The organism is Streptomyces sp. NPDC006643 (assembly GCF_042870175.1).
Classification (GTDB): Bacteria; Actinomycetota; Actinomycetes; order Streptomycetales; family Streptomycetaceae; genus Streptomyces.
The window spans coordinates 125,290-151,421 of record NZ_JBIAHA010000024.1 but is presented as its reverse complement, the minus strand read 5'-3'; the positions used below and the strand labels follow the sequence as shown (position 1 = coordinate 151,421).

Sequence of the window (26,132 nt, the reverse complement as noted above, 5' to 3'; positions counted from 1 at the left end):
GCGGGGCCGGCTTGGGCTCCCCGGGGGGGGGGGGGGGGGGGGGGGGGGGGGGGGTGTCTGGGGGGGGGGGGGGGGGGGGGGGGGCGCCGGGGCCGGCCCCCCCCCCCCCCCCCCCCCGCCGCGCGCGCAGGATCGATCGCATGCTGTGGTCCGATCCCGAGAACGAACCTCCCAAGGAGATGCGGGACATGCAGGCGATGATGCGTCGCGCCGGCATGATCCTCGCGTTCGCGATGGTTCTCTGGATGATCGTCTCCGGGGTCCGCTGACGCCGTCCGCCGCGTGCCCGGACGGGTGTCGCGTCGTTGAGCGGGGCGTACGGGCCCGGTACCGCCTCCGGGCGTGAGCTGCCCTCCCCGGAGTGTCCATGACTGTGTCCCAGGTGATCGTCGTCTCACTGCCGGGCAGCGGTACGCCGCTGCTGGCCGACCTCACGTCCGCGCTCGGTTTCCTCTCGTACGGCACGATGAGCGCCACCCCGCCCGTCGGCGGGCGGACCACCGGCACCCCCGAACTCGTGGCGATGCGCCCGCTGTTGACGGCCGCCCACGGCGAGGACGAGGCCGAACTGCTGCTCAAGCGCGGCGCCGAGGACCGGGAGGCGCTGGACTCGGCCTTCCGGGACGCGGCCGGCGCCCTGTGGCGGGTGTGGTGGATGCGGCTGGGGCAGCCGGTCGCCGTCGCCTCGCCCGCCGATCCGGGGCTGGAGGGCCGGCTGGCCAGGCTGCCGGACGCGGAGCTGCCCGGCCTGCTGCCGGGCCGCGGCTGCTGGTACGTCGACAGTCTCGACCTCCGGCGCGCGGACGCGGGCCTGCTGCGGGCCTGGCACAACGGCGGGCAGCCGCCCGTCGTCTTCCACCACCGGGACGTCCGGGACCGGATCATCACTCAGCTCCGTTCGCTGTCCCGGCCGGGCGACCCGGCCGGGGCCCCGCCGGAGCACCTGATCTACCGCGACATCGTGGGCGCGCTGCCGACGATGGAGGCGAAGATCACCTTCGCGCTGACGGACCCGGGCTTCCCGGGCATCGAGGAGGCCCGGCGCTGCCAGTGGCTGCTGCACCACCCGGCGGTGACGGTGATCACCCACGAGGACCTGGCCGGTCCCGGCCACGGAGGTACGGCGGCGGGCCGCGAGCGGGCCGTGTCCCAGCTCCTGGAGGTCGCCGGGCTGACCCCGGCCTCGGCCGGCGCCGCCGTCACCGCCCAACCGATCCGCGAGGACGAGGACTTGACGGTCGGCCAGTGGCGGGGCCTGTTCACGCCCGCCCACGAACGCCTGCTCGACCGCCGCCACGGCGACCTGCTGACCGCACCCACGCCGACGACCGCACCGACGACCTGGGCCGCGTCCACGGCCGCCGCGCCGGGCCGGTCCGGCGGCTGAGGGCGGCCCCCGGCACCGGGCGCCCGGGGCGGTGGCTACGCTCCTCGGCATGACAGCTCAGCGCCGCCTCGTCCTCGCCTCCGCATCGCCCGCCCGTCTCGGACTGCTCAGGCAGGCCGGCCTCGCGCCCGAGGTGATCGTCAGTGGCGTCGACGAGGACGCGCTGTCGGCCGCCACACCCGCCGCCCTGGCGCGGGTGCTGGCCGAGGCCAAGGCCGCCGCCGTGGCCGCCCGGCCGGAGGCCGCCGGGGCGCTGGTCGTCGGCTGCGACTCGGTGCTCGAACTGGACGGCGAGGCCCACGGCAAGCCCGGCGACGCGCGGACCGCCACGACGCGCTGGAAGGAGATGCGCGGGCGGTCGGGGGTGCTCCAGACCGGGCACTGCGTGATCGACACGGTGACCGGGCGCAGCGTGTCGCGGACCGGCTCGACCGCGGTACGGTTCGGTGAGCCGACGGACGCGGAGATCGCGGCGTACGTGGCGACGGGTGAACCGCTGCATGTGGCGGGGGCGTTCACGCTGGACGGCTTCGGGGCGCCGTTCGTGGAGAGGATCGACGGCAACCACGGGAACGTGCTCGGACTGTCGATGCCGCTGCTGCGCGCGCTGCTGGCCGAGCACGACGTGGCGATCACCGATCTCTGGACCTGACCGGCCCGGCGGGGCACGCAACCTGCCGGGGTTGCTCAGGCGGCGGAGGTCCCGGTCCCGGCCGGCGCCGTGGTGGCCGGCTCGCCCGCCTTCGCCCCCTCGCCGTACGCGACCAGCGTCAGCACGAGCAGCCCCAGCACGACCATCATGAACACGAACGCCGCCCAGCCCACCAGGCCGACCGCCAGCGCGCCGAGCACTCCGTGCAGGATCGCGCAGCCGATCAGGACGGGCCGCGCGACCCGGCCGAACCCCCGGTCCGTGATCGCCGCGCGCACCAGCACGGCCGCGCATCCGACGAGATAGAGGCCGAGGGCGAAGCCCGCCCCCCAGGTCCCGGTGGACATGGCGTCCGGGTCGAGTCCGGCGAGGGACATCTGCTGGTTGTCGACGACGGTGGCCATCACCCCGTTGACGAAAACGAAGCCGACGGCCTCGACGAGCAGCACGATCGCCGCCACCCCGGCCACGGGTCTGCGCACCACGGCACCCACCTCTTCCCCTGTTACCCCAAGTACGTACGGCATCGGGAAGGCTACTCACCGGTAAACCCCCGGACAAGGGCCCGGACAGAGGCAAAGAATCCGGCAGGCGTTAGTGGGATCTCAACAAAGAATCGCGAGACGCGCCGGGGCGCACTGACAGAGACCTTGACCACATACGGCGATTACTGTGCCGTGGAAAGTCCCGGCGTACCCTGGCGTCACAAGGGATTTCGCGACTTGAGCGGGCCTCGGATCACACTGCGTGTGGGCAAGCTCACCACTGGGGACGGGTCGAACGGTCGTGTCGGCAGTCCCTAAACTCAGCTTGTTTCCAGGAGGGAGCCATCGTGCGCAAGGTGCTCATCGCCAATCGTGGCGAAATCGCTGTCCGTGTTGCTCGTGCGTGCCGGGACGCCGGGATCGGCTCGGTGGCTGTGTACGCGGACCCGGACCGGGACGCGTCGCATGTGCGCGCGGCCGACGAGGCGTTCGCCCTGGGTGGTGACACCCCCGCCGCCAGCTATCTGGACATGGCCAAGGTCCTCCAGGCGGCGAAGGACTCCGGCGCCGACGCGATCCACCCCGGCTACGGATTCCTGTCGGAGAACGCGGAGTTCGCGCAGGCGGTCATCGACGCGGGTCTGACCTGGATCGGTCCGCCGCCGCAGGCGATCCGCGACCTCGGTGACAAGGTCGCCGCCCGGCACATCGCCCAGCGCGCCGGCGCCCCGCTGGTCGCGGGCACCCCCGACCCCGTCTCCGGGGCCGACGAGGTGGTGGCGTTCGCCGAGGAGCACGGCCTGCCGATCGCGATCAAGGCGGCCTTCGGCGGTGGCGGACGCGGTCTGAAGGTCGCCCGCACCCTGGAGGAGGTCCCCGAGCTGTACGACTCCGCGGTCCGCGAGGCCGTGGCGGCGTTCGGGCGCGGTGAGTGCTTCGTGGAGCGCTACCTCGACAAGCCCCGGCACGTGGAGACCCAGTGCCTGGCCGACACCCACGGCAACGTGGTCGTCGTCTCCACCCGCGACTGCTCGCTCCAGCGCCGTCACCAGAAGCTGGTCGAGGAGGCCCCGGCGCCGTTCCTCTCCCCGGCGCAGAACGAGGAGCTGTACGCGGCGTCCAAGGCGATCCTGAGGGAAGCCGGCTATGTCGGCGCCGGCACGGTCGAATTCCTCGTCGGCACCGACGGCACGATCTCCTTCCTGGAGGTCAACACCCGCCTCCAGGTGGAGCACCCGGTCACCGAGGAGGTCACCGGCATCGACCTCGTACGCGAGATGTTCCGTATCGCCGACGGCGAGGAGCTGGGCTACGACGACCCGGCGGTGCGCGGTCACTCCTTCGAGTTCCGTATCAACGGCGAGGACCCCGGCCGCGGCTTCCTCCCCGCCCCCGGCACCGTCACCCTCTTCAGCCCCCCGACCGGCCCCGGTGTGCGCCTGGACGCGGGCGTGGAGACCGGCTCGGTCATCGGCCCGGCCTGGGACTCCCTCCTCGCCAAGCTGATCGTCACCGGCGCCACCCGCGAGCAGGCGCTCCAGCGCGCCGCGCGGGCCCTGGGCGAGTTCCAGGTGGAGGGCATGGCCACGGCCATCCCCTTCCACCGCGCGGTCGTCACCGACCCCGCCTTCACCGCCGACCCGTTCACGATCCACACCCGGTGGATCGAGACCGAGTTCGTCAACACCATCCCCGCCTTCGCCGCCCCCGGCGACACGGACACCGACGACGAGCCCGGCCGCGAGACGGTCGTCGTGGAGGTCGGCGGCAAGCGCCTGGAGGTCTCGCTGCCCTCCAGCCTCGGTATGAGCCTGGCCCGCACGGGCCTCGCCGCCGGCGCCCGCCCCAAGCGCCGCGCCACGAAGAAGGCGGGCTCGGCCGCGTCGGGCGACACACTCGCGTCGCCGATGCAGGGCACGATCGTGAAGGTGGCGGTCGAGGAGGGCCAGCAGGTCGAGGAGGGTGACCTGGTGGTCGTCCTGGAGGCCATGAAGATGGAACAGCCCCTCAACGCCCACCGCGCGGGCACGATCAAGGGCCTCACCGCCGAGATCGGCGCCTCGCTCACCTCGGGCGCCACGATCTGCGAGATCAAGGACTGACGCCATACGCCGCGAAGGCCCCGTCCCCCCGGCAGGGGGGCGGGGCCTTTCCCGTATGCGGATCAGCCGCGGTCGCGGGCCGGCGGCAGCGTGAACGACGCCTCACCCGCGGGCAGTTCCACCGTGTACAGGCCCAGATAGGTGTCCAGGTACGGTGAGCGGTCGCCACCCGTGGCGATGTCGCCGGCCGGGTCGTCCAGGGCCAGTTCGAGTCGCGCGTCCTTGATCGTGATCTTCTGCTTGGACGGTGTGTCGAGCCAGTCGCCGGTCCGGACGGAGCCGATCTCCACGGCCAGGGCGTGTCCGGCCGCCAGGGTCCAGTCGGTCGACTTGAGTTCGAGGTCCAGCCGGTCCGAGTCCAGCCGGGAGACCTGCTCGTCGAACATGACGGCGGTCCCGTCCTTGGCCACGTCGTACAGCTTGACCATCACATTCCCCTCTCCCTCGGCGGTCATCGCTATCCGGGGAGTGCCGGTGACCCGGGTGGGCCGGCCGACCGGCTCGGACCGTACGAGGAAACCGGACCCGGTGGTCTTCGAGCCGGGCTTCGCGGAGGCGCCGTCGTCCACGTACGAGCCGCCGCCGAGCCGGAGGGAGGCGGTGCGGTCCTCGGCCGGCCAGGTCTTCTCCGCGCGCCAGGTGCCGGTGCTGTCCTCGACGGCGTACGCGGGATATGTGACCTTCGGCTCGACGCCCTTGAGGAACTGGTCGTAGAAGGACATCGTCTCCTTGAACCAGCCCTTACGCCCCATCTTCAGGCGTCCGTCCTCGGTCTTCTCGTTGCCGCGCACGTGCTCCCACTGGCCGACCCAGCCGCGCTGGGGCCCCTCGTGGTTGTCGAGGAACTCCCGCATTCCCTCACCCTTGGTGTTGTCCTCGATGAAGCCCTGGGTGAAGAACAGCGGGGTGTCGGTGCCCTTGGCCTTCTTCGCCGGGCTGCGTGAGGTCCAGTACGGGTCGGCGGGGTCGGCGATCCGGTATCCGGCCGCGTTCTCCGTCAGACACTCCGGATGCTTCTCCTCGTAGCGGGAGTTGGCGAGGTAGCGCTTGTCGTCGTCCGGCAGCTGCGGGTTGAGGGCGATCCCGTTGTAGGTCTGGGCGGTGAGGACGGCGTTGGGACGGAACAGGCCGTTCGACTGGAGATGCCGCTGGGCGTCCCAGACGGGCTCCTGGGCGACGACGGCCTTGAGCGCGTCCTGGTCCAGGTTGTTGCCGATGAGACCGGTGTACGCGTCGAACGACTTGCCGTACATCCCCACCGCGCCCGTCGACCACGGCTGCTTCGCGCTCCAGTCGATCGCGGCCTTGACGTCGGCCTGGTCACCGGGCCCGCCGAAGTCGAGGCAGCCGGTGGATCCGCCGAAGCCCCGGGTGTCGACCATGACGAAGGCGTAGCCCTGCTCGAACAGGTCGGTGCCCTTGATGAAGTCGTTGAAGCGGCCCGAGGGGCCGGTGCGCTCGAAGCCCTCGGGGTAGATCTCCCCCGAGTGCCCGAAGTAGGCGCCCGCGGAGAGGATGACCGGCACCTTCTTGCCCTTGGGGAGCTTCTCCGGCAGCAGGACGTCGGCGTGCAGCTCGGTGTCCGAGCCGTCGGAGGACGGGAAGTAGTGCTGCGTCCAGGCCGCGCCCTCCGGCACGCGGTCGTTCTCCTCGTGGGTGACGGGATCACCGGCGGTCGCGGTGGCGCCGCCCTTCTCCGGCGGGGCCGCGGCGGCCGGCCCGGTGAGCGTGCCGGTCAGGGCGACGGCGGTGACGAGTGCGCAGGCGGCCCATGCCGTCGCGCGGAGGTTCTTGACGGGCGCGACCGCCACCGATGCTCGGGAGGTTCGGGAACCGTTGATGTCCATGTCCTCCACCCTCCCGGGCACCGGACGCCGTCGGCAGTGCCCTCTGTCATGGGACCGCATGACATCCCTCATGCGATCCCATGACAGAAAGCACCGCTGCTCCGCCCCGCGTCGACGGCGCCCCTGGGGCTGATCCATGAGGATCAGCAGGCCCGCGGTGGCATCCTGGAGGACCACAGGCCGTGCCCACCGGGCCCCGGGCCACGTAGCGACAGGAAGGACCGCGATGGCGAGCAGCAGCAGCGGCGCGCCGCCCCGGCCCATGCGTGCCGACGCGCGGCGGAACTACGAGCGGGTGCTCGGCGAGGCCCGTGCCGCGTTCGCCGAGCATGGCACCGACGCCTCGCTGGAGGATGTCGCGCGCCGTGCCGGGGTCGGTATCGGCACGCTGTACCGGCACTTCCCCACCCGTCAGGCCCTGATGGGCGCGGTCTTCCAGGAAGCGCTCGCCGACCTGCTCGACCGCTCACGTGAACTCGCCGGCGCCGACCGGCCGTGCCAGGCGCTGGTGGCCTGGCTGCGCGCGCTCATCACTCACGCGGGTGAGTACCGGGGCCTCTCCCGCGCGCTCATGTCGGCCTCGCACGACGCGAGTTCGGCCCTGACGCAGTGCAGCGCGAAGCTTCGTACGGCGGGTGAACTGCTGCTCGTACGGGCGCAGCTGAGCGGGGACGTACGGGCGGACACGTCCATCGACGACCTGATGCAGCTGACGAACGCCATCGCACTCGCCGCCGAACAGGCGCCGGACGACCCGGAGTTGGCCGACCGGCTGCTGACGTTGACGCTGACCGGCCTGAAGGGCCTCCGCGACACCGCCCCCGGCGCCGGCTGAGCGGACGGGGGAACGGACCGGGGAACGGCTGCGGCCAACCACCCCGCCACCCCGAGCCCGTCCGGCGGCGGCCCGTCCTCGGCTGGCGGCCCGGAACGAACCCACCGGCGAGTGACGGCGGAACACCTGTCCGCCCGGCCGGGCCCGTCAGCGGCGGCGCAGATCCGCGACCCGCGCGCGGTCGCCCGGCTGCTCCGCGAGCGCCCCGGCGGATGCCCCGGCGCTCCGCAGCGCCTGCGGTCCCGGCCCGCCTCCGCCGTGCGTACGCCGCTGGGCGGGCAGCGCGGCGTCCCGTCGGGGCTGGCGCCCCGGCGGGACCGCTTCCGCGCCGGACCCCGATCCGGCGGCGCCCGCCACCGTGATCTGTACGCCCTGGTCGGCGAGGGCCTGTAGCTCGGTCCCCGCGCGGTCGTCGTGCGCGGGCGGATCGTCGGTGACCAGCCGGGTGATGACGTCGGTCGGCACCGTCTGGAACATCGTGTCGGTGCCGAGCTTGGTGTGGTCGGCGAGCACCACGACCTCGGCCGCCGCCTGCACCAGCGCGCGATCGACGCTGGCCGAGAGCATGTTGGAGGTGGACAGACCGCGCTCGGCGGTGAGCCCGCTCCCGGACAGGAACGCGCGGGAGACCCGCAGCCCCTGGAGCGACTGCTCGGCACCGCTGCCGACCAGCGCGTAGTTGGAGCCGCGCAGGGTGCCGCCGGTCATGACGACCTCGACCCGGTTGGCATGGGCCAACGCCTGTGCGACCAGCAGGGAGTTGGTGACGACGGTCAGTCCGGGGATCCGCGCGAGCCGGCGGGCCAGCTCCTGCGTGGTCGTACCGGCGCCGACCACCACGGCCTCGCCCTCTTCGACGAGACTCGCGGCGAGATCGGCGATGGCCGTCTTCTCCGCCGTGGCGAGATGGGATTTTTGCGGAAAGCCGGATTCTCGCGTGAATCCGCCCGGCAGTACCGCACCGCCGTGCCGGCGGTCGAGGAGTCCTTCGGCCTCCAACGCCCGCACGTCCCGCCGTACGGTCACTTCTGAGGTCTGGACGACGCGGGCGAGCTCACGGAGCGACACGGCTCCGTTGGCGCGCACCATTTCGAGGATTAACTGGCGACGTTCTGCAGCGAACACGAAACTGACAGTAACCCGCCCCGCCGCCCGCTTTCAGCGGTTCACGTCGAAAAACGGAAGGTGAACGTGCGGGGCGGCGCCAAGTGGTATAGGAGCGTGGCCCGGTGGCCCGCGCACGCCCCATGACCTGGGTCAACCCTCGTCGTCGCTCTTACGGCTGTGCAACTGCCGTGCCACTTCGGCGATCGAGCCCGACAGAGAGGGGTACACAGTGAAAGCGTTTGCGATCTGTTCGACGGTCATATTGTTGTCGACCGCGATCGAGATGGGATGAATCAGTTCGCTGGCGCGCGGCGCGACGACCACACCGCCGACGACGATCCCGGTGCCCGGACGACAGAGGATCTTGACGAAACCGTCCCTGATTCCCTGCATCTTGGCGCGCGGGTTACGCAGCAGCGGCAACTTGACGACCCGCGCGTCGATCTTCCCGCTGTCCACGTCCGACTGGCTGTAGCCGACGGTCGCGATCTCCGGGTCGGTGAAGACGTTGGACGAGACGGTCTTGAGGTTGAGCGGGGCGACCGCGTCGCCGAGGAAGTGGTACATCGCGATCCGGCCCTGCATCGCGGCGACCGAGGCGAGCGCGAAGATTCCGGTCACGTCGCCCGCCGCGTAGACGCCGGGCGCGGACGTACGCGACACCCGGTCGGTCCAGATGTGGCCCGAGTCCTTGACCCGGACCCCGGCCTCCTCCAGGCCCATGCCCTCGGCGTTCGGGATCGCGCCGACCGCCATCAGGCAGTGCGTGCCGGAGATGACCCGGCCGTCGGCGAGGGTCACCTCGACACGGTCGCCGACCCGCTTGGCGGAGGCGGCGCGGGAGCGCGACATCACGTTCATGCCGCGCCGCCGGAAGACGTCCTCCAGTACGGCGGCGGCGTCCGGGTCCTCGCCGGGCAGCACGCGGTCGCGGGAGGAGACGAGCGTGACGCGTGAGCCGAGCGCCTGGTAGGCACCGGCGAACTCGGCGCCGGTGACACCGGATCCGACCACTATCAGCTCTTCGGGCAGCTCGTCGAGGTCGTAGACCTGCGTCCAGTTGAGGATGCGCTCGCCGTCGGGCAGCGCGTCCGGGATCTCGCGCGGGTGCGCGCCGGTCGCGATCAGCACCGCGTCGGCGGTCAGCGACTCCTCCGTGCCGTCGGCCGAGGTCACGATCACCTGGCGGGAGCCGTCGGTGGCCTGCCGGCCGTCGAGCCGGCCCCGGCCGCGCAGCACACGGGCGCCGGCCCGGGTGACGGACGCGGTGATGTCGTGGGACTGGGCGAGCGCGAGGCGCTTGACCCGTCGGTTGACCTTGCCGAGGTCCACGCCGACAACGCGGGCGGCCTGTTCGAGCGGCGGGGTGTCGTCGGCGACGATGATGCCCAGCTCCTCGTACGAGGAGTCGAAGGTGGTCATCACCTCGGCCGTCGCGATGAGGGTCTTGGACGGTACGCAGTCGGTGAGCACCGAGGCCCCGCCGAGGCCGTCGCAGTCCACGACGCTCACCTCGGCGCCGAGCTGTGCGGCCACCAGGGCCGCCTCGTATCCGCCGGGTCCGCCGCCGATGATCACGATCCGGGTCACGAAAAAGTCCGCCTCGCGTATGTCGAACCCGACCCGTCTGCCGTCCCGGCCGGGAGTCCGGGGAGCCCCCGGAGGATGCAGTACGTACGCCATTGTCCCGCACTCTTCAAGCTGCTTCGCCCCGGGTCCCTCCGCGGGGGACCCGGACGGCCCGTGGACGGGCCGCGTGCACGGGATTCGCCGGGCACGCGCGTCCCTCCCGTACCCTCGTCCCCATGTCGCTCTACGCCGCGTACGCCGGCAACCTCGACGCGCGGCTGATGTCCCGCCGCGCCCCGCACTCCCCGCTGCGCGGCACCGGCTGGCTCAACGGCTGGCGGCTCACCTTCGGTGGGGAGCAGATGGGCTGGGAGGGTGCGCTGGTCACCCTCGTGGAGGCACCCCGTTCGCAGGTCTTCGTGGCGCTGTACGACATCGCGCCGATGGACGAGGACTCGATGGACCGGTGGGAGGGCGTCGGCCTCGACATATACCGGCGGATGCGGGTGCGCGTGGACACGCTGGACGGCAAGGAGCCGGCCTGGCTGTACGTCCTGAACGGGTACGAGGGCGGGCTGCCCTCCGCGCGCTATCTCGGCGAGCTGGCCGAGGCGGCGGAATCGGCCGGGGCGCCGCACGACTATGTGATGGAACTGCGAAAGCGCGCGTGCTGAACCGACACCCCACCCGCACGGGGAGAGCCGCGCCCGCGTGGTGACGGCCGTCACGGTCGCCATGGCCGCGCGGGGCCGCTGACCGGCGCGTTCGTCGGAAACGACAACACAACGATCCGAAGACCGTGCACTCGATCATCTACGCGCGTAGGGCAGGAACGGTTACCCTCGTCCGCGTGAACGCATCTGTAATCCCGGCCTCGGCCGACGGATCCGCCGACCCCCACGCCGCCGCCTCCGCAGCCGCGGTGCGCCTGCGCGAGCTCACCGGCGCCGAGACCCACGACGTCGCCCTGGTGATGGGCTCCGGCTGGGCACCCGCCGTCGACGCGCTGGGAGCACCCGAGGCCGAGTTCCCGGTGACCGAGCTGCCGGGCTTCCCTCCGCCGGTCGTCGAAGGACACGGCGGGACGATCCGCAGCTACGAGATCGCCGAGAAGCGCGCGCTGGTCTTCCTGGGCCGTACGCACTACTACGAGGGCCGCGGCGTCGCGGCCGTCGCGCACGGTGTCCGTACGGCGGTCGCCGCCGGCTGCAAGACGGTCGTGCTGACGAACGGCTGCGGCGGGCTGCGCGAGGGCATGCGCCCGGGGCAGCCGGTGCTGATCAGCGACCACATCAATCTGACGGCCGCCTCACCCATCGTCGGCCCCAACTTCGTGGACCTCACCGACCTCTACTCGCCGCGGCTGCGCGCGCTGTGCAAGGAGGTGGACCCGGGCCTCGAAGAGGGCGTGTACGTCCAGTTCCCCGGCCCGCACTACGAGACGCCCGCCGAGATCAACATGGTCCGCGTGCTGGGCGGCGACCTCGTCGGCATGTCCACCGTGCTGGAGGCCATCGCCGCGCGTGAGGCGGGCGCGGAGGTGCTGGGCATCTCGCTGGTGACGAACCTGGCGGCGGGGCTGTCGGGCGAGCCGCTGAACCACGAGGAAGTCCTTCAGGCGGGCCGTGACTCGGCCACGCAGATGGGCGCCCTGCTGGCACGGGTGCTTGAGCGCATCTGAGCGGGGCGGCCCGGCCGGGCGGTGGATCCGGCCGGCACGGTCGGACGATCCGACCGAACGGTGCGGCCCGAACGGTCCGGCCGTACGGTCCGACCCCGGGTGAACGCGCGCGCCGAGGGCGCCGCCCCGGGTCCAGGAAGGGGAACGCACAGTGCAGCAGGACCTCATCGCGCGGGCCGAGGCATGGCTGGCCGAGGACCCGGACGGCGACACGCGGACCGAACTGCGGGCGCTCATCGACGCCGCCGCCTCCACCGGTGATCAGGACGCGCTGGCCGAACGGTTCGGCGGCACGCTCCAGTTCGGCACCGCCGGGCTCCGCGGCGAACTGGGCGCCGGGCCGATGCGGATGAACCGCTCGGTGGTCATCCGCGCCGCCGCCGGACTCGCGGCGTATCTCAAAGCCACCGGGCAGGGGGGCGGCCTCGTCGTCGTCGGCTACGACGCCCGCCACAAATCGGCCGACTTCGCGCGCGACACCGCCGCCGTGATGACCGGCGCGGGGCTGCGCGCCGCCGTACTGCCGCGTCCGCTGCCGACACCGGTGCTGGCCTTCGCCATCCGGCATCTCGGCGCCGTGGCAGGCGTCGAGGTCACCGCCAGCCACAACCCGCCGCGCGACAACGGCTACAAGGTGTACCTCGGCGACGGCTCCCAGATCGTGCCTCCCATGGACGGCGAGATCGCGGCCGAGATCGACGCGGTCGGCCCGCTGGACTCGGTGGCCCGCCCGGAGGACGGCTGGGAGGTCCTGGGCGAGGAGGTGCTGACGGCGTATCTGGAGCGCACGGACGCCGTGCTGAGCGCCGGTTCGCCCCGTACGGCACGTGTGGTCCACACGGCGCTGCACGGCGTCGGTACGCAGACGCTGAACGCCGCGTTCGCGCGGGCCGGCTTCCCCGCGCCCGTACCGGTGGCCGAACAGGCCGAGCCCGACCCGGACTTCCCCACCGTCGCGTTCCCGAACCCGGAGGAGCCGGGCGCGATGGACCTGGCCTTCGCGACGGCCCGCCGCGCCGCCCCCGACATCGTCATCGCGAACGACCCGGACGCGGACCGCTGCGCGGTGGCCGTCCCGGACGCCGACGCCGTTAGCGGCTGGCGGATGCTGCGCGGCGACGAGGTGGGCGCGCTGCTGGCGGCGCACCTGGTGAACAAGGGCGCGACCGGCGTCTTCGCCGAGTCGATCGTGTCGTCGTCCCTGCTCGGACGGATCGCGGAGGCGGCGGGCGTCGGTTACGAGGAGACACTGACGGGCTTCAAGTGGATCGCCCGGGTGGACGGCCTGCGGTACGGCTACGAGGAAGCCCTCGGCTACTGCGTCGACCCCGACGGCGTACGCGACAAGGACGGCATCACGGCGGCGCTGCTCGTCGCGGAGCTGGCGTCCGAACTGAAGGAGCGGGGCCGGTCGCTGACGGACCTCCTGGACGACCTGGCGCTCGCGCACGGCCTGCACGCGACGGACCAGCTCTCGGCGCGCGTGGCGGACCTGTCCCTGATCACGGCGGCGATGAACCGCCTGCGCGACGACCCGCCGACGGCCCTGGCGGGCCTGCGGATCACCTCGACCGAGGACCTCTCGACGGGCACACGGGACCTCCCCCCGACGGACGGCCTGCGCTACCACCTGGACGGCGCGTACCGGGCCCGGGTGATCGTCCGCCCGAGCGGTACGGAGCCCAAGATCAAGTGCTACCTGGAGGCAGTGATCCCGGTCCCCACGGCACGGGACCTGCCGTCGGCACGGACCCGGGGAGCGGAACTGCTGGCGTCCCTGAAGCGGGACCTGGCGACGGCGGCGGGCATCTGAGCCTTGGCGGTCCGAGGGAGACCGCCCCGGGCGCGGGCTGCCGGGCGGCGAGTCCGCGCACGGAGCGCCCGATCCGGGGTCCTCAGGGGTGGCCCCCAGGCCCGGCTCAGCCCGTCGCGAGCAGGACCAGGAGGACCACCAGGCCCGCCAGGGCCGGGGCCAGGACCTCGTAGGCCCAGCGCACCTGGGGGTCGCCCTGGGCCTCGGGGCGGGACGCGCAGCGCTCCGCCTGGTCGCGCAGGCCCGCGACCGTGTGGTCCGCGTCCGCCGTGCGCGCGCGGGAGTCGGTCACGTCCGCGCTCACGGACGTACGGCTGTGCGGGTCGTCGTGCGCGCTCTGCGACTGCCGTCGCGCCGCGCGCTTGCGCTTCCGCAGCGACACCGGCACCGCCCAGAGCTGGAACTTCGCGCCGCCCCGGGTGAACACCTCGCTCGAATACCCGGCCCGCACGTCGGCCACGGACGCCCACGGCAGCACGACCGTGCGGAACGGGTTCCTGATCCGCAGCCGGTCGTCGTTCGCGTACACCGCCGGGCGGATCGTGAAGGCCACCACGATCGGCACGGCGAGCAGCAGGCCCGCGAGCGCGAGCCAGGGCGTCCTGCCGTGGCCCCGGACCACCGCGTCGATCCCGATCCACGCGCCGAGCGCGAGCAGCAGCGCGCCGCCCGCGATGGCGGCGGGCGACCGGAAGACGCGCTCCGCGTAGGTCGGCTCGGAGGGCTGCTCGGGACTCGTCATGCTTTCGATTCTGCCGTACGCCACCGACAGCGCCGGCACGACTCCCGTCCGCCGGACGATCGACACCGGCCCCCCACCCCCTGTACATGCTGCTACGCGCGTAGATATGCTCATGTGGTGACCATGCCCACGACTGCACCCTCGCCCACAGGCTCCGCCGTGGGCGGTGCCCCCCTCGCCGACGTGACCTCGTCCGACAGTTCGCTGCGCCGGTTCCTCCACGGGCTGCCCGGCGTCGACGCCGTCGGCCTGGAGGCGCGCGCCGCCTCGCTCGGTACGCGTTCGATCAAGACCACGGCCAAGGCGTACGCCATCGACCTGGCCATCTCGATGATCGACCTGACGACCCTCGAAGGCGCCGACACGGCCGGCAAGGTCCGGTCCCTCGCCGCCAAGGCCCTGCACCCGGACCCGACCGACCGCACCGTGCCGACGACGGCCGCGCTCTGCGTCTATCCGGACATGGTCGCCACGGCCGTCGCCTCCCTCGCCGGGAGCGACGTGAAGGTCGCCTCCGTCGCGACCGCCTTCCCGGCCGGCCGTAGCGCCCTGGCCGTGAAGCTCGCGGACGTGCGCGACGCCGTCGCCGCCGGCGCCGACGAGATCGACATGGTGATCGACCGCGGCGCGTTCCTCGCGGGTCACTATCTGAAGGTGTACGAGGAGATCGTGGCCGTGAAGGCCGAGTGCGGCGCCGCCCGTCTCAAGGTCATCTTCGAGACCGGTGAGCTGTCCACGTACGACAACATCCGCCGCGCCTCCTGGCTCGGCATGGTCGCCGGCGCGGACTTCATCAAGACGTCGACCGGCAAGGTCGCCGTCAACGCCACCCCGGCCAACACGCTGCTGATGCTGGAGGCCGTACGGGACTTCCGCGCCCAGACCGGCGTCCAGGTCGGTGTGAAGCCCGCGGGCGGCATCCGGACCAGCAAGGACGCGATCAAGTTCCTCGTGCTGGTCAACGAGACCGCCGGCGAGGACTGGCTGGACAGCCACTGGTTCCGCTTCGGCGCCTCCAGCCTCCTGAACGACCTGCTGATGCAGCGCCAGAAGCTGGCGACCGGCCGCTACTCCGGCCCCGACTACGTCACGGTGGACTGATACACGATGGCTTTCGAATACGCACCGGCCCCCGAGTCGCGCTCGGTCGTCGACATCGCGCCGAGCTACGGCCTGTTCATCGACGGCGAGTTCACCGACGCCGCCGACGGGAAGGTCTTCAAGACGGTCAGCCCTTCCACGGAGGAGGTGCTGTCCGAGGTCGCCCAGGCGGGCCCGGAGGATGTCGACCGCGCCGTGAAGGCGGCCCGCAAGGCGTTCGTGAAGTGGTCGGCGCTGCCGGGCGCCGAGCGTGCCAAGTACCTCTTCCGGATCGCCCGGATCATCCAGGAGCGCTCGCGCGAACTGGCCGTCCTGGAGACCCTCGACAACGGCAAGCCGATCCGGGAGACCCGCGACGCGGACCTCCCGCTCGTCGCCGCGCACTTCTTCTACTACGCGGGCTGGGCCGACAAGCTCGACCACGCGGGCTACGGCGGCGACCCCCGCCCCCTCGGCGTCGCCGGCCAGGTCATCCCGTGGAACTTCCCGCTGCTGATGCTCGCGTGGAAGATCGCCCCGGCGCTCGCCACGGGCAACACGGTGGTCCTGAAGCCCGCCGAGACCACCCCGCTGAGCGCCCTGTTCTTCGCGGACATCTGCCGCCAGGCCGGTCTCCCGCGCGGCGTCGTCAACATCCTTCCCGGGTACGGCGACACGGGCGCCGCCCTCGTCCAGCACGAGGACGTCGACAAGGTCGCCTTCACCGGTTCGACGGCCGTCGGCAAGGCCATCGCCCGGCAGATCGCGGGCACGCGCAAGAAGGCCACGCTCGAACTGGGCGGCAAGGGCGCCAACATCGTCTTCGACGACGCCCCGATCGACCAGGCCGTCGAGGGCATCGTCACGGGCATCTTCTTCAACCAGGGCCAGGTCTGCTGCGCCGGATCGCGCCTGCTGGTCCAGGAGTCGGTCCAGGAGGAGCTGCTGGACTCGCTGAAGCGCCGGCTGTCCACCCTGCGTATCGGGGACCCGCTGGACAAGAACACGGACCTCGGCGCGATCAACTCCGCCGAGCAGCTGGCCCGTATCAAGACGCTCGCCGACGCGGGCGAGGCCGAGGGCGCCGAGCGCTGGTCGCCCGAGTGCGAACTGCCCTCCTCCGGCTACTGGTTCGCGCCCACCCTCTTCACCAATGTCACGCAGGCGCACACCGTGGCGCGCGACGAGATCTTCGGCCCGGTGCTCTCCGTCCTGACGTTCCGCACGCCGGACGAGGCGGTCGCCAAGGCCAACAACACGCAGTACGGCCTCTCCGCCGGCATCTGGACGGAGAAGGGCTCCCGCATCCTCGCCGTGGCGAACAAGCTGCGCGCGGGCGTGGTGTGGGCCAACACGTTCAACAAGTTCGACCCGACCTCGCCGTTCGGCGGCTACAAGGAGTCGGGCTACGGCCGCGAGGGCGGTCGCCACGGCCTGGAGGCGTATCTCGATGTCTGAGTCCGAGCGGCAGCCCGAGCGAAAGTCCGAACGGCTGTCCGTCTTCAAGACCTACAAGCTGTACGTCGGGGGCAAGTTCCCCCGCTCCGAGAGCGGCCGGGTGTACGAGGTGACCGACCACAAGAGCAGGTGGCTCGCCAACGCGCCGCGGTCCTCCCGCAAGGACGCCCGTGACGCGGTCTCCGCCGCCCGCAAGGCGTTCGGCGGCTGGTCGGGCGCCACGGCCTACAACAGGGGCCAGGTGCTCTACCGCGTCGCCGAGATGCTGGAGGGCCGCCGCGACCAGTTCACCGCCGAGGTGGCCGCCTCCGAGGGCATCTCGAAGTCGAAGGCGGCGGCCGTCGTGTCCGCGACCGTCGACCGCTGGGTCTGGTACGCGGGCTGGACGGACAAGATCGGCCAGGTGACGGGCGGCGCGAACCCGGTGGCGGGCCCGTTCTTCAACCTGTCCACCCCGGAGCCCACCGGCGTCGTCACGGTCCTCGCCCCGCAGGACTCGTCGTTCCTCGGCCTGGTCTCGGTGCTCGCCCCGGTGATCGCCACCGGCAACACGGCGGTCGTGATCGCGAGCGAGCGCGCCCCGCTGCCCGCCCTGTCGCTGGGCGAGGTGCTGGCCACCTCCGACGTACCGGGCGGCGTCGTCAACGTCCTCTCGGGCCGTACGGCGGAGCTGGCCGCGCCGCTGGCGTCGCACCAGGACGTCAACGGCATCGATCTGTACGGCGCCGACGAGACGCTCGCCAAGGAGCTGGAGATCGCGGCGGCGGACAACCTGAAGCGGGTGCTGCGCCCGTACCCGGTGGACTTCTCCGCCGACCCCGGCACGGGCCGGCTGACGGCCTTCCTGGAGACGAAGACCGTCTGGCACCCCACGGGCAGCCTGGGCGCGTCGGGCTCCGGCTACTGAGCTGTCCGCCCGAGTAAGGAGGCCCGGCCGTCACGACGACGGCCGGGCCTCCTTACTTACGTACACGCGACTCACGTACACGCGACTTACGTACACGCGCTCACATACGCGCGCTCGACACTTTCTCCGGTCAGCCGGGCAGCAGCCCCACCACGGGCCCGACCACCGGCAGGTCCTTCAGCCCGCCGCCCTGGGTCACCGAGTCCGTCACGGCCGCCGTGGACAGCGGCTTGAAGTCGGCGATCTGGGTGCCGACCGCGTTGTCCAGCGGATCGACGCCCGTCTTGGCCAGCGGGTTGAGCTGGAGGTTCTTGACCGGTCCGAGGCCACCGGCCACGGTGTGGCCGAGCGCGCCCGCCAGGCCCGCGCCGGCCGCCTCCCCGGCCTCGGCGAGTTCGCTGTCGGGACCCGACGCGGGCACGGGCGTGGCGGGCGCCGCCTGGGCCGCGGCGCCGCCGAGCCCGATCGCCGCGCCCGCCGCGGTGAGCGTCAGCCCGGCGCGCAGCAGTGCGCGACGCCGGGGGGTGGGAGCTGAATGACGTGCCATGGGATTCCTGCCTGGGCGAGGGGGGTTGAGTAATCGGGATGACACGCACAGTAGTTGAGATGTGACTCCCGATACCAACACCGCAGGCGGGGGTCCCCTGCGCGGGTGTATGCCTCAGACTGGTGTCCCGTGAGTCCCCACCGAACCGCCTCCGCGCACGTCGTCCTGCTCGCGGGCCCCTCCGGCTCCGGCAAGTCGTCGCTCGCCGCCCGCGCGGGCCTGCCCGTGCTCCGTCTCGACGACTTCTACAAGGAGGGCGACGATCCGACGCTGCCGCTGGTCGCGGGCAGTTCGGACATCGACTGGGACTCCGCGCTGTCCTGGGACGCGGACGCGGCGGTCGCCGCGATCCTGGAGCTGTGCCGTACGGGGCGTACGACCGTCCCGGTGTACTCGATCTCGACCAGCTCCGTCGTGGACACCGAGACGCTCGACATCGGGCGTACGCAGCTGTTCGTCGCCGAGGGCATCTTCGCGGCCGACGTCGTCGCCCGCTGTGAGGAGCTGGGGGTCCTGGCGGACGCGCTGTGTCTGCGGGGCCGCCCGTCGACGACGTTCCGCCGCCGGCTGCTGCGGGATCTGCGCGAGGGCCGGAAGTCGGTGGCATTCCTGCTGCGGCGCGGCTGGCGGCTGATGCGCGCCGAGCGGGGCATCGTCGACCGGCAGACGGCGCTGGGGGCGTATCCGTGCGCCAAGGCGGAGGCGCTGGGCCGGATCGCCAACGCGGCGGCGGGCGGCACCCGCCCCCGGAGGACCGGGACGGTCACGGCGGCCGAAGCGACCGGAACAGCCGCGCCGGCGAAGACGATCGGGGCGCCGAGGGCGACCGACCCGTCCCCCTCCGTACGCCGTGCGAACAGCGGCCGTTGACCGGCTGAGGGCGCGGCCCCCTGAACGCGCGAAGACCGGACAGGCCCCCCAGCCTGTCCGGTCCTGCTCTGGTGCACCCCCGTGCCCCCGTGCTCACTGCCGTCTCCCCCGAGACGCCAGCCCCTCCCCCGGTCCCCCCGGACCTGCTCCCCCTGGTGTTGCTCCCCCTGCCTCAGGCCACCAGCTCGCCGAAGGACTCTTCCTCGTCACGTCCGAAGCTGAGGACGTCGTCCTCGCGGAGCCGGCGGAGCGACCGCCAGATGCTCGACTTCACCGTGCCGACACTGATGTTGAGGATGTCCGCGATCTCGGGATCGGTGCGGCCCTCGTAGTAGCGCAGCACCAGCATCGTGCGCTGCGTCTCGGGAAGGCGCGAGAGCGCCTGCCAGAGCACCGTGCGCAGCTCCGTGCCGCGCATCGCGTCGGTGTCGCCGACCGTCTCCGGCAGCTCCTCCGTCGGGTACTCGTTGAGCTTGCGCCTGCGCCACGCGCTGATGTGCAGGTTGGTCATCGTGCGGCGGAGATACCCGCCGACGGCCGCCTTGTCGCTGATCCGGTCCCAGGCGCGGTACGTGGAGAACAGCGCGCTCTGGAGCAGGTCCTCGGCCTCGAAGCGGTCGCCGGTCAGGTGGTAGGCGGTCGCGTACAGAGAGGCCCGGCGCTCCTGGACGTAGGCGGTGAACGCCGTCTCGGCGTCCGTGGCCTCCGTCCCCGTGGTGCGCTCCCCCGTGGCCACCGAGTACGCGGCGCCCTTGTTCCCCCGTGCCTCGGCGTTGTCCGCCGTGGACTTCCGCGTCGCGTCGACCACCGCGATGTACGGCGGCCGGTGCTGACGCCCGGCGCCGCGAACGCACCCCCGCCCGTTCACGGCGCCGGACTTCTCGGTGCTCCGCGCGACGTCGTGGAGCCGCGTGATTACTGCGCTTGAGGTCGTGCTGTGCAGTGAGTTCATCTGGCGCCCCCCGTCGGCTGGAGTCTGTCTCTTTCCGTCTGCCCAAGAGATTGCCGGGCCAGTTTCATGGGCCTGTCCGCCGACTGTCACAGGCCTGTCACAGGGGTTCTGGATCTTGGCGGAAGATGTGGCGGAACTGTGGGAGCGCTCCGACTGTCGAACTGTGGTCCCCCCATGGGCCAGAATGACCTCTGTGCCTTTCCTGTTGCTGATCGAGGACGACGACGCCATCCGCACGGCCCTCGAACTCTCGTTGTCACGCCAGGGCCACCGAGTGGCCACCGCGGCGACGGGAGAGGACGGCCTGAATCTGCTGCGAGAACAGCGGCCTGACCTGATCGTTCTGGATGTGATGCTGCCTGGTATTGACGGTTTCGAGGTGTGCCGTCGTATCCGGCGGACCGACCAGTTGCCGATCATTCTGCTGACCGCGCGCAGCGACGACATCGATGTGGTCGTCGGGCTGGAGTCCGGTGCGGACGACTATGTGGTCAAGCCCGTGCAGGGCCGGGTGCTCGACGCCCGTATCCGGGCCGTACTGCGGCGCGGGGAGCGGGAGTCGACCGACTCGGCGACCTTCGGGAGCCTGGTCATCGACCGTTCCGCGATGACGGTCACGAAGAACGGTGACGATTTGCAGCTCACGCCGACCGAGCTGCGGTTGTTGCTGGAGCTGAGCAGGCGGCCCGGACAGGCGCTGTCCCGGCAGCAGTTGCTGCGGCTGGTGTGGGAGCACGACTATCTGGGCGACTCGCGGCTGGTCGACGCCTGCGTGCAGCGACTGCGCGCGAAGGTGGAGGACGTGCCGTCGTCGCCGACGTTGATCCGTACGGTGCGAGGCGTGGGCTACCGGCTGGACGCCCCTTCGTGAGCGACGAGGAACCCAGGGCCGGGAGAGATGTCGAGGGACCGGCCGAGCCCGAGGAGATAGACGGCGCCGGCGGCGCCGACCGGGAGACGGCGGACGGCACGGCCGGGCGGCGCTCGCGGAAGAGGGCCATCCTCGCCGGACTGCGCTGGACGAGTCTGCGGCTGCGACTGGTGGTCGTCTTCGGGGCCGTCGCGCTGACCGCCGCCGTCTCGGCGTCGGGCATCGCGTACTGGCTGAACCGTGAGTCGGTGCTGAACCGCACGCAGAGCGCCGCGCTCAAGGAGTTCAAGCAGGAGATGCGGGACAAGGCCGCGCAACTGCCGCTGCTGCCGACCCAGGGCGAGCTGGAGTTCACGGCGCAGCGGATGGCCAACAGCAGCGCCGGGTTCAGCGTGGTGCTGATAGGTGAGCGCGCGGAGGACAAGCCGGTGGTCGGGGTCTCCGACCAGGACGCGTTCACGCTCGACGACGTACCGCGCTCGTTGCGGACGGCCGTGAACGAACAGCAGGAGATCACGTCGGGCAACTCCGCGCCGTACCACGTCTTCTGGCAGCGTACGCAGCGCGGCCAGACGCCTTATCTGGTCGGCGGCACCCGGATCGTCGGCGGCGGGCCGACGGGTTACTTCTTCCTCTCGCTCGAACAGGAGCGGGAGGACCTCAACGCGCTGGCGTGGTCGCTGGCCATCGCGACGAGCCTGGCGCTGGTGGGATCCGCGCTGCTCGCGCAGGCCGCCGCCACGACGGTGCTGAAGCCGGTGCAGCGGCTCGGACACGCCGCGCGGCAGCTCGGCGAGGGCAAGCTCGACACCCGGCTGCGGGTGTCGGGGACGGACGAACTGGCCGAGCTGTCACGGACGTTCAACAACGCCGCCGCCTCCTTGCAGAAGAAGATCGACGACATGAGCGCGCGGGAGGAGTCGAGCCGCCGCTTCGTCGCCGACATGTCGCACGAGCTGCGCACCCCGCTGACCGCGCTGACGGCCGTGACCGAGGTGCTGGAGGACGAGGCGGACACCCTCGACCCGATGATCGCGCCCGCCGTGACGCTGGTCGTGAGCGAGACCCGCAGGCTGAACGACCTGGTGGAGAACTTGATGGAGGTGACCCGCTTCGACGCGGGCACCGCGCGGCTCGTCCTGGACGACGTCGACGTCGCGGACCAGGTCACCGCGTGCATCGACGCGCGGGCCTGGCTGGACGCGGTGGAGCTGGACGCGGAGCGCGGCATGATGGCCCGCCTCGATCCGCGCCGGCTCGACGTGATCCTGGCGAATCTGATCGGCAACGCGCTCAAGCACGGCGGTTCCCCGGTGCGGGTCTCGGTGCGCTCGGTCGGCGGGGAGCTGGTCATCGAGGTACGGGACAACGGGCCGGGCATTCCGGAGGCCGTACTGCCGCACGTCTTCGACCGCTTCTACAAGGCGAGCGCGTCACGGCCCCGGTCGGAGGGCAGCGGTCTCGGTCTGTCCATCGCGATGGAGAACGCGCACATCCACGGGGGCGACATCACCGCGGCCAACATCCCGGGCGGCGGCGCGGTGTTCGTGCTGCGGCTGCCGCACGAGGTCTCGGAGGACTCCGACGACGACGGCGACGCACACGGGCACCGGCAGGCGCGGGGAGGCGAGGCACAGTGAGGTCAGCCAGTTCGAGGACACCGGCCGGCCGGTCGCTCGCCGTACTCGTGGGCGCGCTCGCGCTGGCGGGCGCCGTGAGCGGCTGCGGGATCAGGACGACGGTGCCGGTGAACGCGGGCGCCGCGCCCTCCCGGGTGCCGTGCGAGGTGTCCGAGGGGAATCTGACCACCCAGGCGCAGCCGGACGGCACGGTGATCCGGATCCATCTGGTGTGCGGGTCCGAGCTGGTGCCGGTGGAGCGCACGGCGGCCATTCCGCCCGAGAAGGCGCTCGGTGACCGCGTGCAGGTGGTGCGGGCGCTGCTGGACGAGTTGCTGAAGCAGCCGTCGGCCACGGAGCGGGAGGCGGGCTTCACGACGTACGTACGCGGGCCGCTGACGGTCTCCGAGGCGCGCGCGGGCGATCCCCCGGGGACGCTGCGGCTGAGCCGTCAGCCGGAGGATCTGCCGACGGCCGCGCTGGCGCAGATCGTGTGCACGCTGACCGAGGGCGCGGCGACGGACGGTTCGGTGGTGCTCGGCGGGCCGGGGGCGTACGGCGCGCGGGGGTACCGGTGCGACGACGACACCAAGCGCAGCCCCGAGTCGGCCGTGCCGACGACGGGTCCGCTGCCGTCCGCTTCCTGAGGAGGCGGCGTCGCTGGGCCGGGTGCGCCGGGGGTGTCCGGCGTACGGGGCCGGGCGGGCCCGCGGGGGGTGACCCCCGTCTCACGTGGCCGTCCATTTGGAACTACCCGGAACCGTTTCCCGCGATGGCCGCGTCTTGGGGTTCGTGCAGCGTCAAGGTTCGGGCGGCAGTGCCGCTTTCCGCTTCCGCGTGGCGGGGGTCACCCTCCTCCTCGTGCACTTGCTGCTCGTCGCGTGGCTGACGTTGCGCCCGCTGGACGTGGTGTGGATGACCGCGGCGAACTTCGAGCCGCTGGCGGGCATCAAGGCCGATCTCGCCCTCGGGCCGCTCCAGGCGGTCCGGCGGATCGGCGAGGGGCTGCTGCTGCTGGCGCCTCTCGGGGTTCTCCTCCCCATGGCGGGCGGCAGACTCGACGTCTCGCCGCTGGCGTCGCTGGCGCGCACGCTGGCCGCCGGCGCTTTCCTCTCGCTGGGGATCGAACTGCTCCAGACCGGGATCCCGGGGCAGGTCGTCGACGTGGACTCGCTGCTGCTCAACACCGTCGGGGTCGGTCTCGCGCACGTGCTGGTCGTCCCGGCGGGCCGGGCGAGGCTGCGGCGGATGCGCACCCGCGGGCGTGCGCCGGCGCCCGCACCGTGTCCGCGCGATGCCGGGGTCGTACGTGGGGATGACCGTCGGGCGGAGTCTCCTCAGGGGCCGCCCCCGACGATTACCAGGGTCGGCATCGCCCCGTAGAGCGACGCTTTGTCCGGTGCCCCGGGGCCACCATTGAGTCATCGGGAGCACACGAGGAGGCTCCCGCGAGAACTCACGAAGGAGCCCACCATGTCCGCGATTGCCCGTCCCCGTGAGGGTCGCATGATCGGTGGAGTGTGCGCGGCGCTGGCACGGCGCTTCGGCACCTCCGCGAACACGATGCGAGTGATCTTCCTGGCCTCGTGTCTGCTGCCCGGCCCGCAGTTCCTGCTCTACCTGGCGCTCTGGGCGTTCCTGCCCAGCCAGAAGAGCGCGACGCGGACCGCCTGGTAAGGCGCTCGTACGGACGAAGGGCGGGGCCTCACCCGAATCGCCGGGTGAGGCCCCGCCCTTACGCGTACGGCTGTCGTGCGTTCCGCCGTGCTTACTTGCCCAGCGCGCCGATCGGGAGGCCGCCCAGCAGGCCCGCGAGGGGGCTGGCGGCGGTGACGGTCGAGAGGGCCGAGGGGACGGTCCGGGTGACCGTACCGACGCCGGCGCCGAGCGCGCTGCGGGCGGCGGTCAGGCCCTCGGCGGTGCCGTCGGGAAGGCCGCTGGTGAGGGACTCCGTCGGCAGGTTCTTGGTGACGCTGTCGAGGGCGGCACCGGCGTCGGGGGCGGCGGGCGCGGCGGCGGACGCGTTACCGGCGGCGGTGGCGGCGAAGGCGGCACCGAGGGCGGCGACGCCGAGAGTCTTGGCAGCGGACTGCTTCATGAGGAGTTACGTCCCTTGGGGAATGGGGGGATATGAGCGGCCCTGCAAGTTAGCCATCGTCGCGTACCGCCCGCAAACACCTCGAAGCGGACCGGACTTCGTGTCCCGGCCCGCTTCCTCAGAAGGGTGATCGATCCGCTCAGCCCAGAGAATCGCTGGTCGTGGCGGTCTGCGTGAACAGCCATTCGGATTTCAACTCGGCGTATCCGGGCTTGATCACGTCGTTGATCATGGCCAGGCGTTCGTCGAAAGGAATGAATGCTGATTTCATCGCATTGACCGAGAACCACTGCATGTCGTCGAGCGTGTAGGCGAACGCCTCGGTCAGCAGCTCGAATTCACGGCTCATGCTCGTGCCGCTCATCAGCCGGTTGTCCGTGTTCACCGTCGCCCGGAAGTGCAGTTTGCGCAGCAGCCCGATGGGGTGTTCGGCGATCGAGGCGGCGGCGCCGGTCTGGAGGTTGGAGCTGGGGCACAGCTCCAGCGGGATGCGCTTGTCGCGTACGTAGGAGGCGAGCCGGCCGAGGGTCACCGAGCCGTCCTCGGCGACCTCGATGTCGTCGATGATGCGCACGCCGTGGCCGAGCCGGTCGGCGCCGCACCACTGGAGGGCCTGCCAGATCGACGGGAGGCCGAACGCCTCGCCCGCGTGGATGGTGAAGTGGTTGTTCTCGCGCTTCAGGAACTCGAACGCGTCGAGGTGGCGGGTGGGCGGGAAGCCCGCCTCCGCGCCGGCGATGTCGAAGCCGACGACGCCCGAGTCCCGGTAGCGGTTGGCCAGTTCGGCGATCTCCAGGGCGCGGGCCGCGTGCCGCATCGCGGTCAGCAGGGCGCCGACGCGGATACGGCGGCCCGCCCGGCGGGCACGGCGCTCGCCCTCCTTGAAGCCCTCGTTGACGGCCTCCACGACCTCTTCGAGGCTGAGGCCGCCCTCCAGGTGCTGCTCGGGGGCGTACCGCACCTCGGCGTAGACGACACCGTCCGCCGCGAGGTCCTCGGCGCACTCGGCGGCGACCCGGAAGAGCGCGTCGCGGGTCTGCATGACGGCGCAGGTGTGCGCGAAGGTCTCCAGATACCGCTCCAGCGAGCCCGAGTCGGCCGCTTCCCGGAACCAGAGGCCGAGCTTGTCCGGCTCGGTCTCGGGAAGGCCGTCGTAGCCGCTCTCGCGGGCGAGTTCGACGATCGTGCCGGGGCGCAGGCCCCCGTCGAGGTGATCGTGGAGGAGCACCTTGGGGGCACGGCGGATCTGGTCGGCGGTAGGCGCTCGGTAGGTCTGGCTCGTCATCTGTTCACCCTAACGCCTACGCGCGTAGATCACCTCTCGCCGATACGTAACAGTGACCGTGCGTACGGGTGGCGTACACCTCACCTTCTGAGACTGTTCTGCTATGGGACAGCGGGCAGTTCCGGGGCCCGGCGGGCGCACGCCGGGGCGTGGCATGGGCGTGCGTGGACGTCGTGCGGAGTCACAGGCACGGTTGGGGCGGGCGGTCTCCGCCCCGGCCTCGCC

At 71.9% G+C, this 26,132-nt stretch carries 26 protein-coding genes; 17 read left to right on the top strand and 9 right to left on the bottom strand.

The window, feature by feature from the left end; genetic code table 11:
• Window positions 1-140 precede the first annotated feature (140 nt).
• The 3 genes from mmpB (at window position 141) to ACFYNU_RS29770 (ending at window position 2,039) form a co-directional block, all read left to right on the top strand.
• Window positions 141-269: a morphogenic membrane protein MmpB gene (mmpB, locus tag ACFYNU_RS29780; RefSeq protein ID WP_356591766.1), complete on the top strand. Its 129-nt coding sequence runs from the start codon at window positions 141-143 to the stop codon at window positions 267-269.
• Between the two features lie 98 nt (window positions 270-367).
• On the top strand, window positions 368-1,387 hold the full coding sequence (locus ACFYNU_RS29775; protein WP_356591764.1) for a hypothetical protein: 1,020 nt from the start codon (window positions 368-370) through the stop codon (window positions 1,385-1,387).
• A 49-nt stretch (window positions 1,388-1,436) separates the two neighbouring features.
• The gene (locus ACFYNU_RS29770) at window positions 1,437-2,039 is read left to right on the top strand and encodes a nucleoside triphosphate pyrophosphatase (RefSeq protein WP_356591762.1); all 603 of its coding nucleotides are present in this window, start codon (window positions 1,437-1,439) and stop codon (window positions 2,037-2,039) included.
• 35 nt (window positions 2,040-2,074) lie between these two features.
• Here the strand turns inward: ACFYNU_RS29770 and ACFYNU_RS29765 are convergent, their stop codons facing one another.
• Window positions 2,075-2,524, bottom strand: coding sequence for a hypothetical protein (locus ACFYNU_RS29765; RefSeq protein WP_388767676.1), 450 nt, complete (start codon window positions 2,522-2,524; stop codon window positions 2,075-2,077).
• Between the two features lie 347 nt (window positions 2,525-2,871).
• Between ACFYNU_RS29765 and ACFYNU_RS29760 the strand changes: the two genes are divergently transcribed.
• Window positions 2,872-4,626: a biotin carboxylase N-terminal domain-containing protein gene (locus ACFYNU_RS29760; RefSeq protein WP_356591760.1), complete on the top strand. Its 1,755-nt coding sequence runs from the start codon at window positions 2,872-2,874 to the stop codon at window positions 4,624-4,626.
• Window positions 4,627-4,688: 62 nt separating this feature from the next.
• On the opposite strand, the gene ACFYNU_RS29755 is transcribed toward ACFYNU_RS29760, so the two are convergent.
• Window positions 4,689-6,473 (bottom strand): CocE/NonD family hydrolase, encoded by a 1,785-nt coding sequence (locus tag ACFYNU_RS29755; protein ID WP_356591758.1) that lies wholly within the window; start codon window positions 6,471-6,473, stop codon window positions 4,689-4,691.
• 226 nt (window positions 6,474-6,699) lie between these two features.
• On the opposite strand from ACFYNU_RS29755, the gene ACFYNU_RS29750 reads away from it, so the two are divergent.
• A complete protein-coding gene (locus tag ACFYNU_RS29750) occupies window positions 6,700-7,308 on the top strand; it encodes a helix-turn-helix domain-containing protein (RefSeq protein ID WP_356591756.1) in 609 nt (202 codons plus the stop codon).
• A 147-nt stretch (window positions 7,309-7,455) separates the two neighbouring features.
• Here ACFYNU_RS29750 and ACFYNU_RS29745 read toward each other — a convergent pair whose 3' ends face one another.
• Both ACFYNU_RS29745 and ACFYNU_RS29740 read right to left on the bottom strand, forming a co-directional pair.
• Complete coding sequence (locus tag ACFYNU_RS29745; RefSeq protein ID WP_388767673.1) at window positions 7,456-8,397, bottom strand: DeoR/GlpR family DNA-binding transcription regulator; 942 nt, start codon at window positions 8,395-8,397, stop codon at window positions 7,456-7,458.
• Between the two features lie 168 nt (window positions 8,398-8,565).
• Window positions 8,566-10,005 (bottom strand): NAD(P)H-quinone dehydrogenase, encoded by a 1,440-nt coding sequence (locus ACFYNU_RS29740; protein WP_031229839.1) that lies wholly within the window; start codon window positions 10,003-10,005, stop codon window positions 8,566-8,568.
• Window positions 10,006-10,220: 215 nt separating this feature from the next.
• On the opposite strand from ACFYNU_RS29740, the gene ACFYNU_RS29735 reads away from it, so the two are divergent.
• From ACFYNU_RS29735 to ACFYNU_RS29725, 3 genes are all read left to right on the top strand, one after another.
• Window positions 10,221-10,658 carry a gamma-glutamylcyclotransferase gene (locus ACFYNU_RS29735; RefSeq protein WP_031229841.1) on the top strand — a complete coding sequence of 146 codons (438 nt, stop codon included), beginning with the start codon at window positions 10,221-10,223 and terminating at the stop codon, window positions 10,656-10,658.
• A 176-nt stretch (window positions 10,659-10,834) separates the two neighbouring features.
• Window positions 10,835-11,665 carry a purine-nucleoside phosphorylase gene (locus tag ACFYNU_RS29730; protein WP_356591751.1) on the top strand — a complete coding sequence of 277 codons (831 nt, stop codon included), beginning with the start codon at window positions 10,835-10,837 and terminating at the stop codon, window positions 11,663-11,665.
• Between the two features lie 151 nt (window positions 11,666-11,816).
• A complete protein-coding gene (locus ACFYNU_RS29725) occupies window positions 11,817-13,478 on the top strand; it encodes a phospho-sugar mutase (protein WP_356591749.1) in 1,662 nt (553 codons plus the stop codon).
• A gap of 106 nt (window positions 13,479-13,584) precedes the next feature.
• Here ACFYNU_RS29725 and ACFYNU_RS29720 read toward each other — a convergent pair whose 3' ends face one another.
• Complete coding sequence (locus ACFYNU_RS29720; protein WP_356591747.1) at window positions 13,585-14,220, bottom strand: PH domain-containing protein; 636 nt, start codon at window positions 14,218-14,220, stop codon at window positions 13,585-13,587.
• 117 nt (window positions 14,221-14,337) lie between these two features.
• On the opposite strand from ACFYNU_RS29720, the gene deoC reads away from it, so the two are divergent.
• From deoC to ACFYNU_RS29705, 3 genes are read left to right on the top strand one after another with little or no spacing between them, the layout of a single operon-like run.
• On the top strand, window positions 14,338-15,321 hold the full coding sequence (gene deoC / locus ACFYNU_RS29715; protein WP_388767669.1) for a deoxyribose-phosphate aldolase: 984 nt from the start codon (window positions 14,338-14,340) through the stop codon (window positions 15,319-15,321).
• A gap of 6 nt (window positions 15,322-15,327) precedes the next feature.
• The gene (locus ACFYNU_RS29710; protein ID WP_356591743.1) at window positions 15,328-16,758 is read left to right on the top strand and encodes an aldehyde dehydrogenase family protein; all 1,431 of its coding nucleotides are present in this window, start codon (window positions 15,328-15,330) and stop codon (window positions 16,756-16,758) included.
• Window positions 16,751-17,665 (top strand): aldehyde dehydrogenase family protein, encoded by a 915-nt coding sequence (locus ACFYNU_RS29705; protein WP_356591741.1) that lies wholly within the window; start codon window positions 16,751-16,753, stop codon window positions 17,663-17,665. The genes ACFYNU_RS29710 and ACFYNU_RS29705 overlap by 8 nt, the downstream gene beginning before the upstream one ends.
• Before the next feature lie 130 nt (window positions 17,666-17,795).
• On the opposite strand, the gene ACFYNU_RS29700 is transcribed toward ACFYNU_RS29705, so the two are convergent.
• The gene (locus ACFYNU_RS29700; RefSeq protein WP_356591739.1) at window positions 17,796-18,212 is read right to left on the bottom strand and encodes a hypothetical protein; all 417 of its coding nucleotides are present in this window, start codon (window positions 18,210-18,212) and stop codon (window positions 17,796-17,798) included.
• Window positions 18,213-18,317: 105 nt separating this feature from the next.
• Here ACFYNU_RS29700 and ACFYNU_RS29695 point away from each other — a divergent pair, with 105 nt between their 5' ends.
• On the top strand, window positions 18,318-19,082 hold the full coding sequence (locus ACFYNU_RS29695) for a uridine kinase (protein ID WP_388767666.1): 765 nt from the start codon (window positions 18,318-18,320) through the stop codon (window positions 19,080-19,082).
• A gap of 172 nt (window positions 19,083-19,254) precedes the next feature.
• Here ACFYNU_RS29695 and ACFYNU_RS29690 read toward each other — a convergent pair whose 3' ends face one another.
• Entirely contained in the window at window positions 19,255-20,034 is a 780-nt protein-coding gene (locus ACFYNU_RS29690; RefSeq protein WP_356591735.1) for a SigE family RNA polymerase sigma factor, read from the bottom strand.
• A 193-nt stretch (window positions 20,035-20,227) separates the two neighbouring features.
• On the opposite strand from ACFYNU_RS29690, the gene afsQ1 reads away from it, so the two are divergent.
• The 5 genes from afsQ1 to ACFYNU_RS29665 all read left to right on the top strand — a co-directional run bounded on the left by afsQ1 (window position 20,228) and on the right by ACFYNU_RS29665 (window position 24,201).
• Window positions 20,228-20,905, top strand: a complete 678-nt coding sequence (gene afsQ1, locus ACFYNU_RS29685; protein ID WP_023539102.1) for a two-component system response regulator AfsQ1 — start codon at window positions 20,228-20,230, stop codon at window positions 20,903-20,905.
• A 56-nt stretch (window positions 20,906-20,961) separates the two neighbouring features.
• Window positions 20,962-22,545 carry an ATP-binding protein gene (locus ACFYNU_RS29680; protein WP_388767685.1) on the top strand — a complete coding sequence of 528 codons (1,584 nt, stop codon included), beginning with the start codon at window positions 20,962-20,964 and terminating at the stop codon, window positions 22,543-22,545.
• Window positions 22,542-23,171, top strand: coding sequence for a hypothetical protein (locus tag ACFYNU_RS29675; protein WP_356591733.1), 630 nt, complete (start codon window positions 22,542-22,544; stop codon window positions 23,169-23,171). Before ACFYNU_RS29680 ends, ACFYNU_RS29675 begins: the two co-directional genes overlap by 4 nt.
• Before the next feature lie 190 nt (window positions 23,172-23,361).
• Entirely contained in the window at window positions 23,362-23,907 is a 546-nt protein-coding gene (locus ACFYNU_RS29670; protein WP_388767683.1) for a VanZ family protein, read from the top strand.
• A 90-nt stretch (window positions 23,908-23,997) separates the two neighbouring features.
• The gene (locus ACFYNU_RS29665; protein ID WP_356591729.1) at window positions 23,998-24,201 is read left to right on the top strand and encodes a PspC domain-containing protein; all 204 of its coding nucleotides are present in this window, start codon (window positions 23,998-24,000) and stop codon (window positions 24,199-24,201) included.
• Between the two features lie 91 nt (window positions 24,202-24,292).
• On the opposite strand, the gene ACFYNU_RS29660 is transcribed toward ACFYNU_RS29665, so the two are convergent.
• Window positions 24,293-24,622, bottom strand: a complete 330-nt coding sequence (locus tag ACFYNU_RS29660; protein WP_356591727.1) for an ATP-binding protein — start codon at window positions 24,620-24,622, stop codon at window positions 24,293-24,295.
• Window positions 24,623-24,761: 139 nt separating this feature from the next.
• On the bottom strand, window positions 24,762-25,907 hold the full coding sequence (locus ACFYNU_RS29655; RefSeq protein WP_356591725.1) for an adenosine deaminase: 1,146 nt from the start codon (window positions 25,905-25,907) through the stop codon (window positions 24,762-24,764).
• Window positions 25,908-26,132: the final 225 nt, after the last annotated feature.

What these genes read in the sequence shown, in the direction of transcription:
- ACFYNU_RS29705 (WP_356591741.1), top strand. Translation starts at nt 16,751, where the DNA reads ATGTCTGAGTCCGAGCGGCAGCCCGAGCGAAAGTCCGAACGGCTGTCC.
- ACFYNU_RS29655 (WP_356591725.1), bottom strand. Translation starts at nt 25,907, where the DNA reads ATGACGAGCCAGACCTACCGAGCGCCTACCGCCGACCAGATCCGCCGT.
- ACFYNU_RS29750 (WP_356591756.1), top strand. Translation starts at nt 6,700, where the DNA reads ATGGCGAGCAGCAGCAGCGGCGCGCCGCCCCGGCCCATGCGTGCCGAC.
- ACFYNU_RS29775 (WP_356591764.1), top strand. Translation starts at nt 368, where the DNA reads ATGACTGTGTCCCAGGTGATCGTCGTCTCACTGCCGGGCAGCGGTACG.
- ACFYNU_RS29745 (WP_388767673.1), bottom strand. Translation starts at nt 8,397, where the DNA reads ATGGTGCGCGCCAACGGAGCCGTGTCGCTCCGTGAGCTCGCCCGCGTC.
- ACFYNU_RS29735 (WP_031229841.1), top strand. Translation starts at nt 10,221, where the DNA reads ATGTCGCTCTACGCCGCGTACGCCGGCAACCTCGACGCGCGGCTGATG.
- ACFYNU_RS29770 (WP_356591762.1), top strand. Translation starts at nt 1,437, where the DNA reads ATGACAGCTCAGCGCCGCCTCGTCCTCGCCTCCGCATCGCCCGCCCGT.
- ACFYNU_RS29690 (WP_356591735.1), bottom strand. Translation starts at nt 20,034, where the DNA reads ATGAACTCACTGCACAGCACGACCTCAAGCGCAGTAATCACGCGGCTC.
- ACFYNU_RS29755 (WP_356591758.1), bottom strand. Translation starts at nt 6,473, where the DNA reads ATGGACATCAACGGTTCCCGAACCTCCCGAGCATCGGTGGCGGTCGCG.
- ACFYNU_RS29700 (WP_356591739.1), bottom strand. Translation starts at nt 18,212, where the DNA reads ATGGCACGTCATTCAGCTCCCACCCCCCGGCGTCGCGCACTGCTGCGC.
- ACFYNU_RS29710 (WP_356591743.1), top strand. Translation starts at nt 15,328, where the DNA reads ATGGCTTTCGAATACGCACCGGCCCCCGAGTCGCGCTCGGTCGTCGAC.
- ACFYNU_RS29660 (WP_356591727.1), bottom strand. Translation starts at nt 24,622, where the DNA reads ATGAAGCAGTCCGCTGCCAAGACTCTCGGCGTCGCCGCCCTCGGTGCC.
- ACFYNU_RS29665 (WP_356591729.1), top strand. Translation starts at nt 23,998, where the DNA reads ATGTCCGCGATTGCCCGTCCCCGTGAGGGTCGCATGATCGGTGGAGTG.
- ACFYNU_RS29720 (WP_356591747.1), bottom strand. Translation starts at nt 14,220, where the DNA reads ATGACGAGTCCCGAGCAGCCCTCCGAGCCGACCTACGCGGAGCGCGTC.
- mmpB (WP_356591766.1), top strand. Translation starts at nt 141, where the DNA reads ATGCTGTGGTCCGATCCCGAGAACGAACCTCCCAAGGAGATGCGGGAC.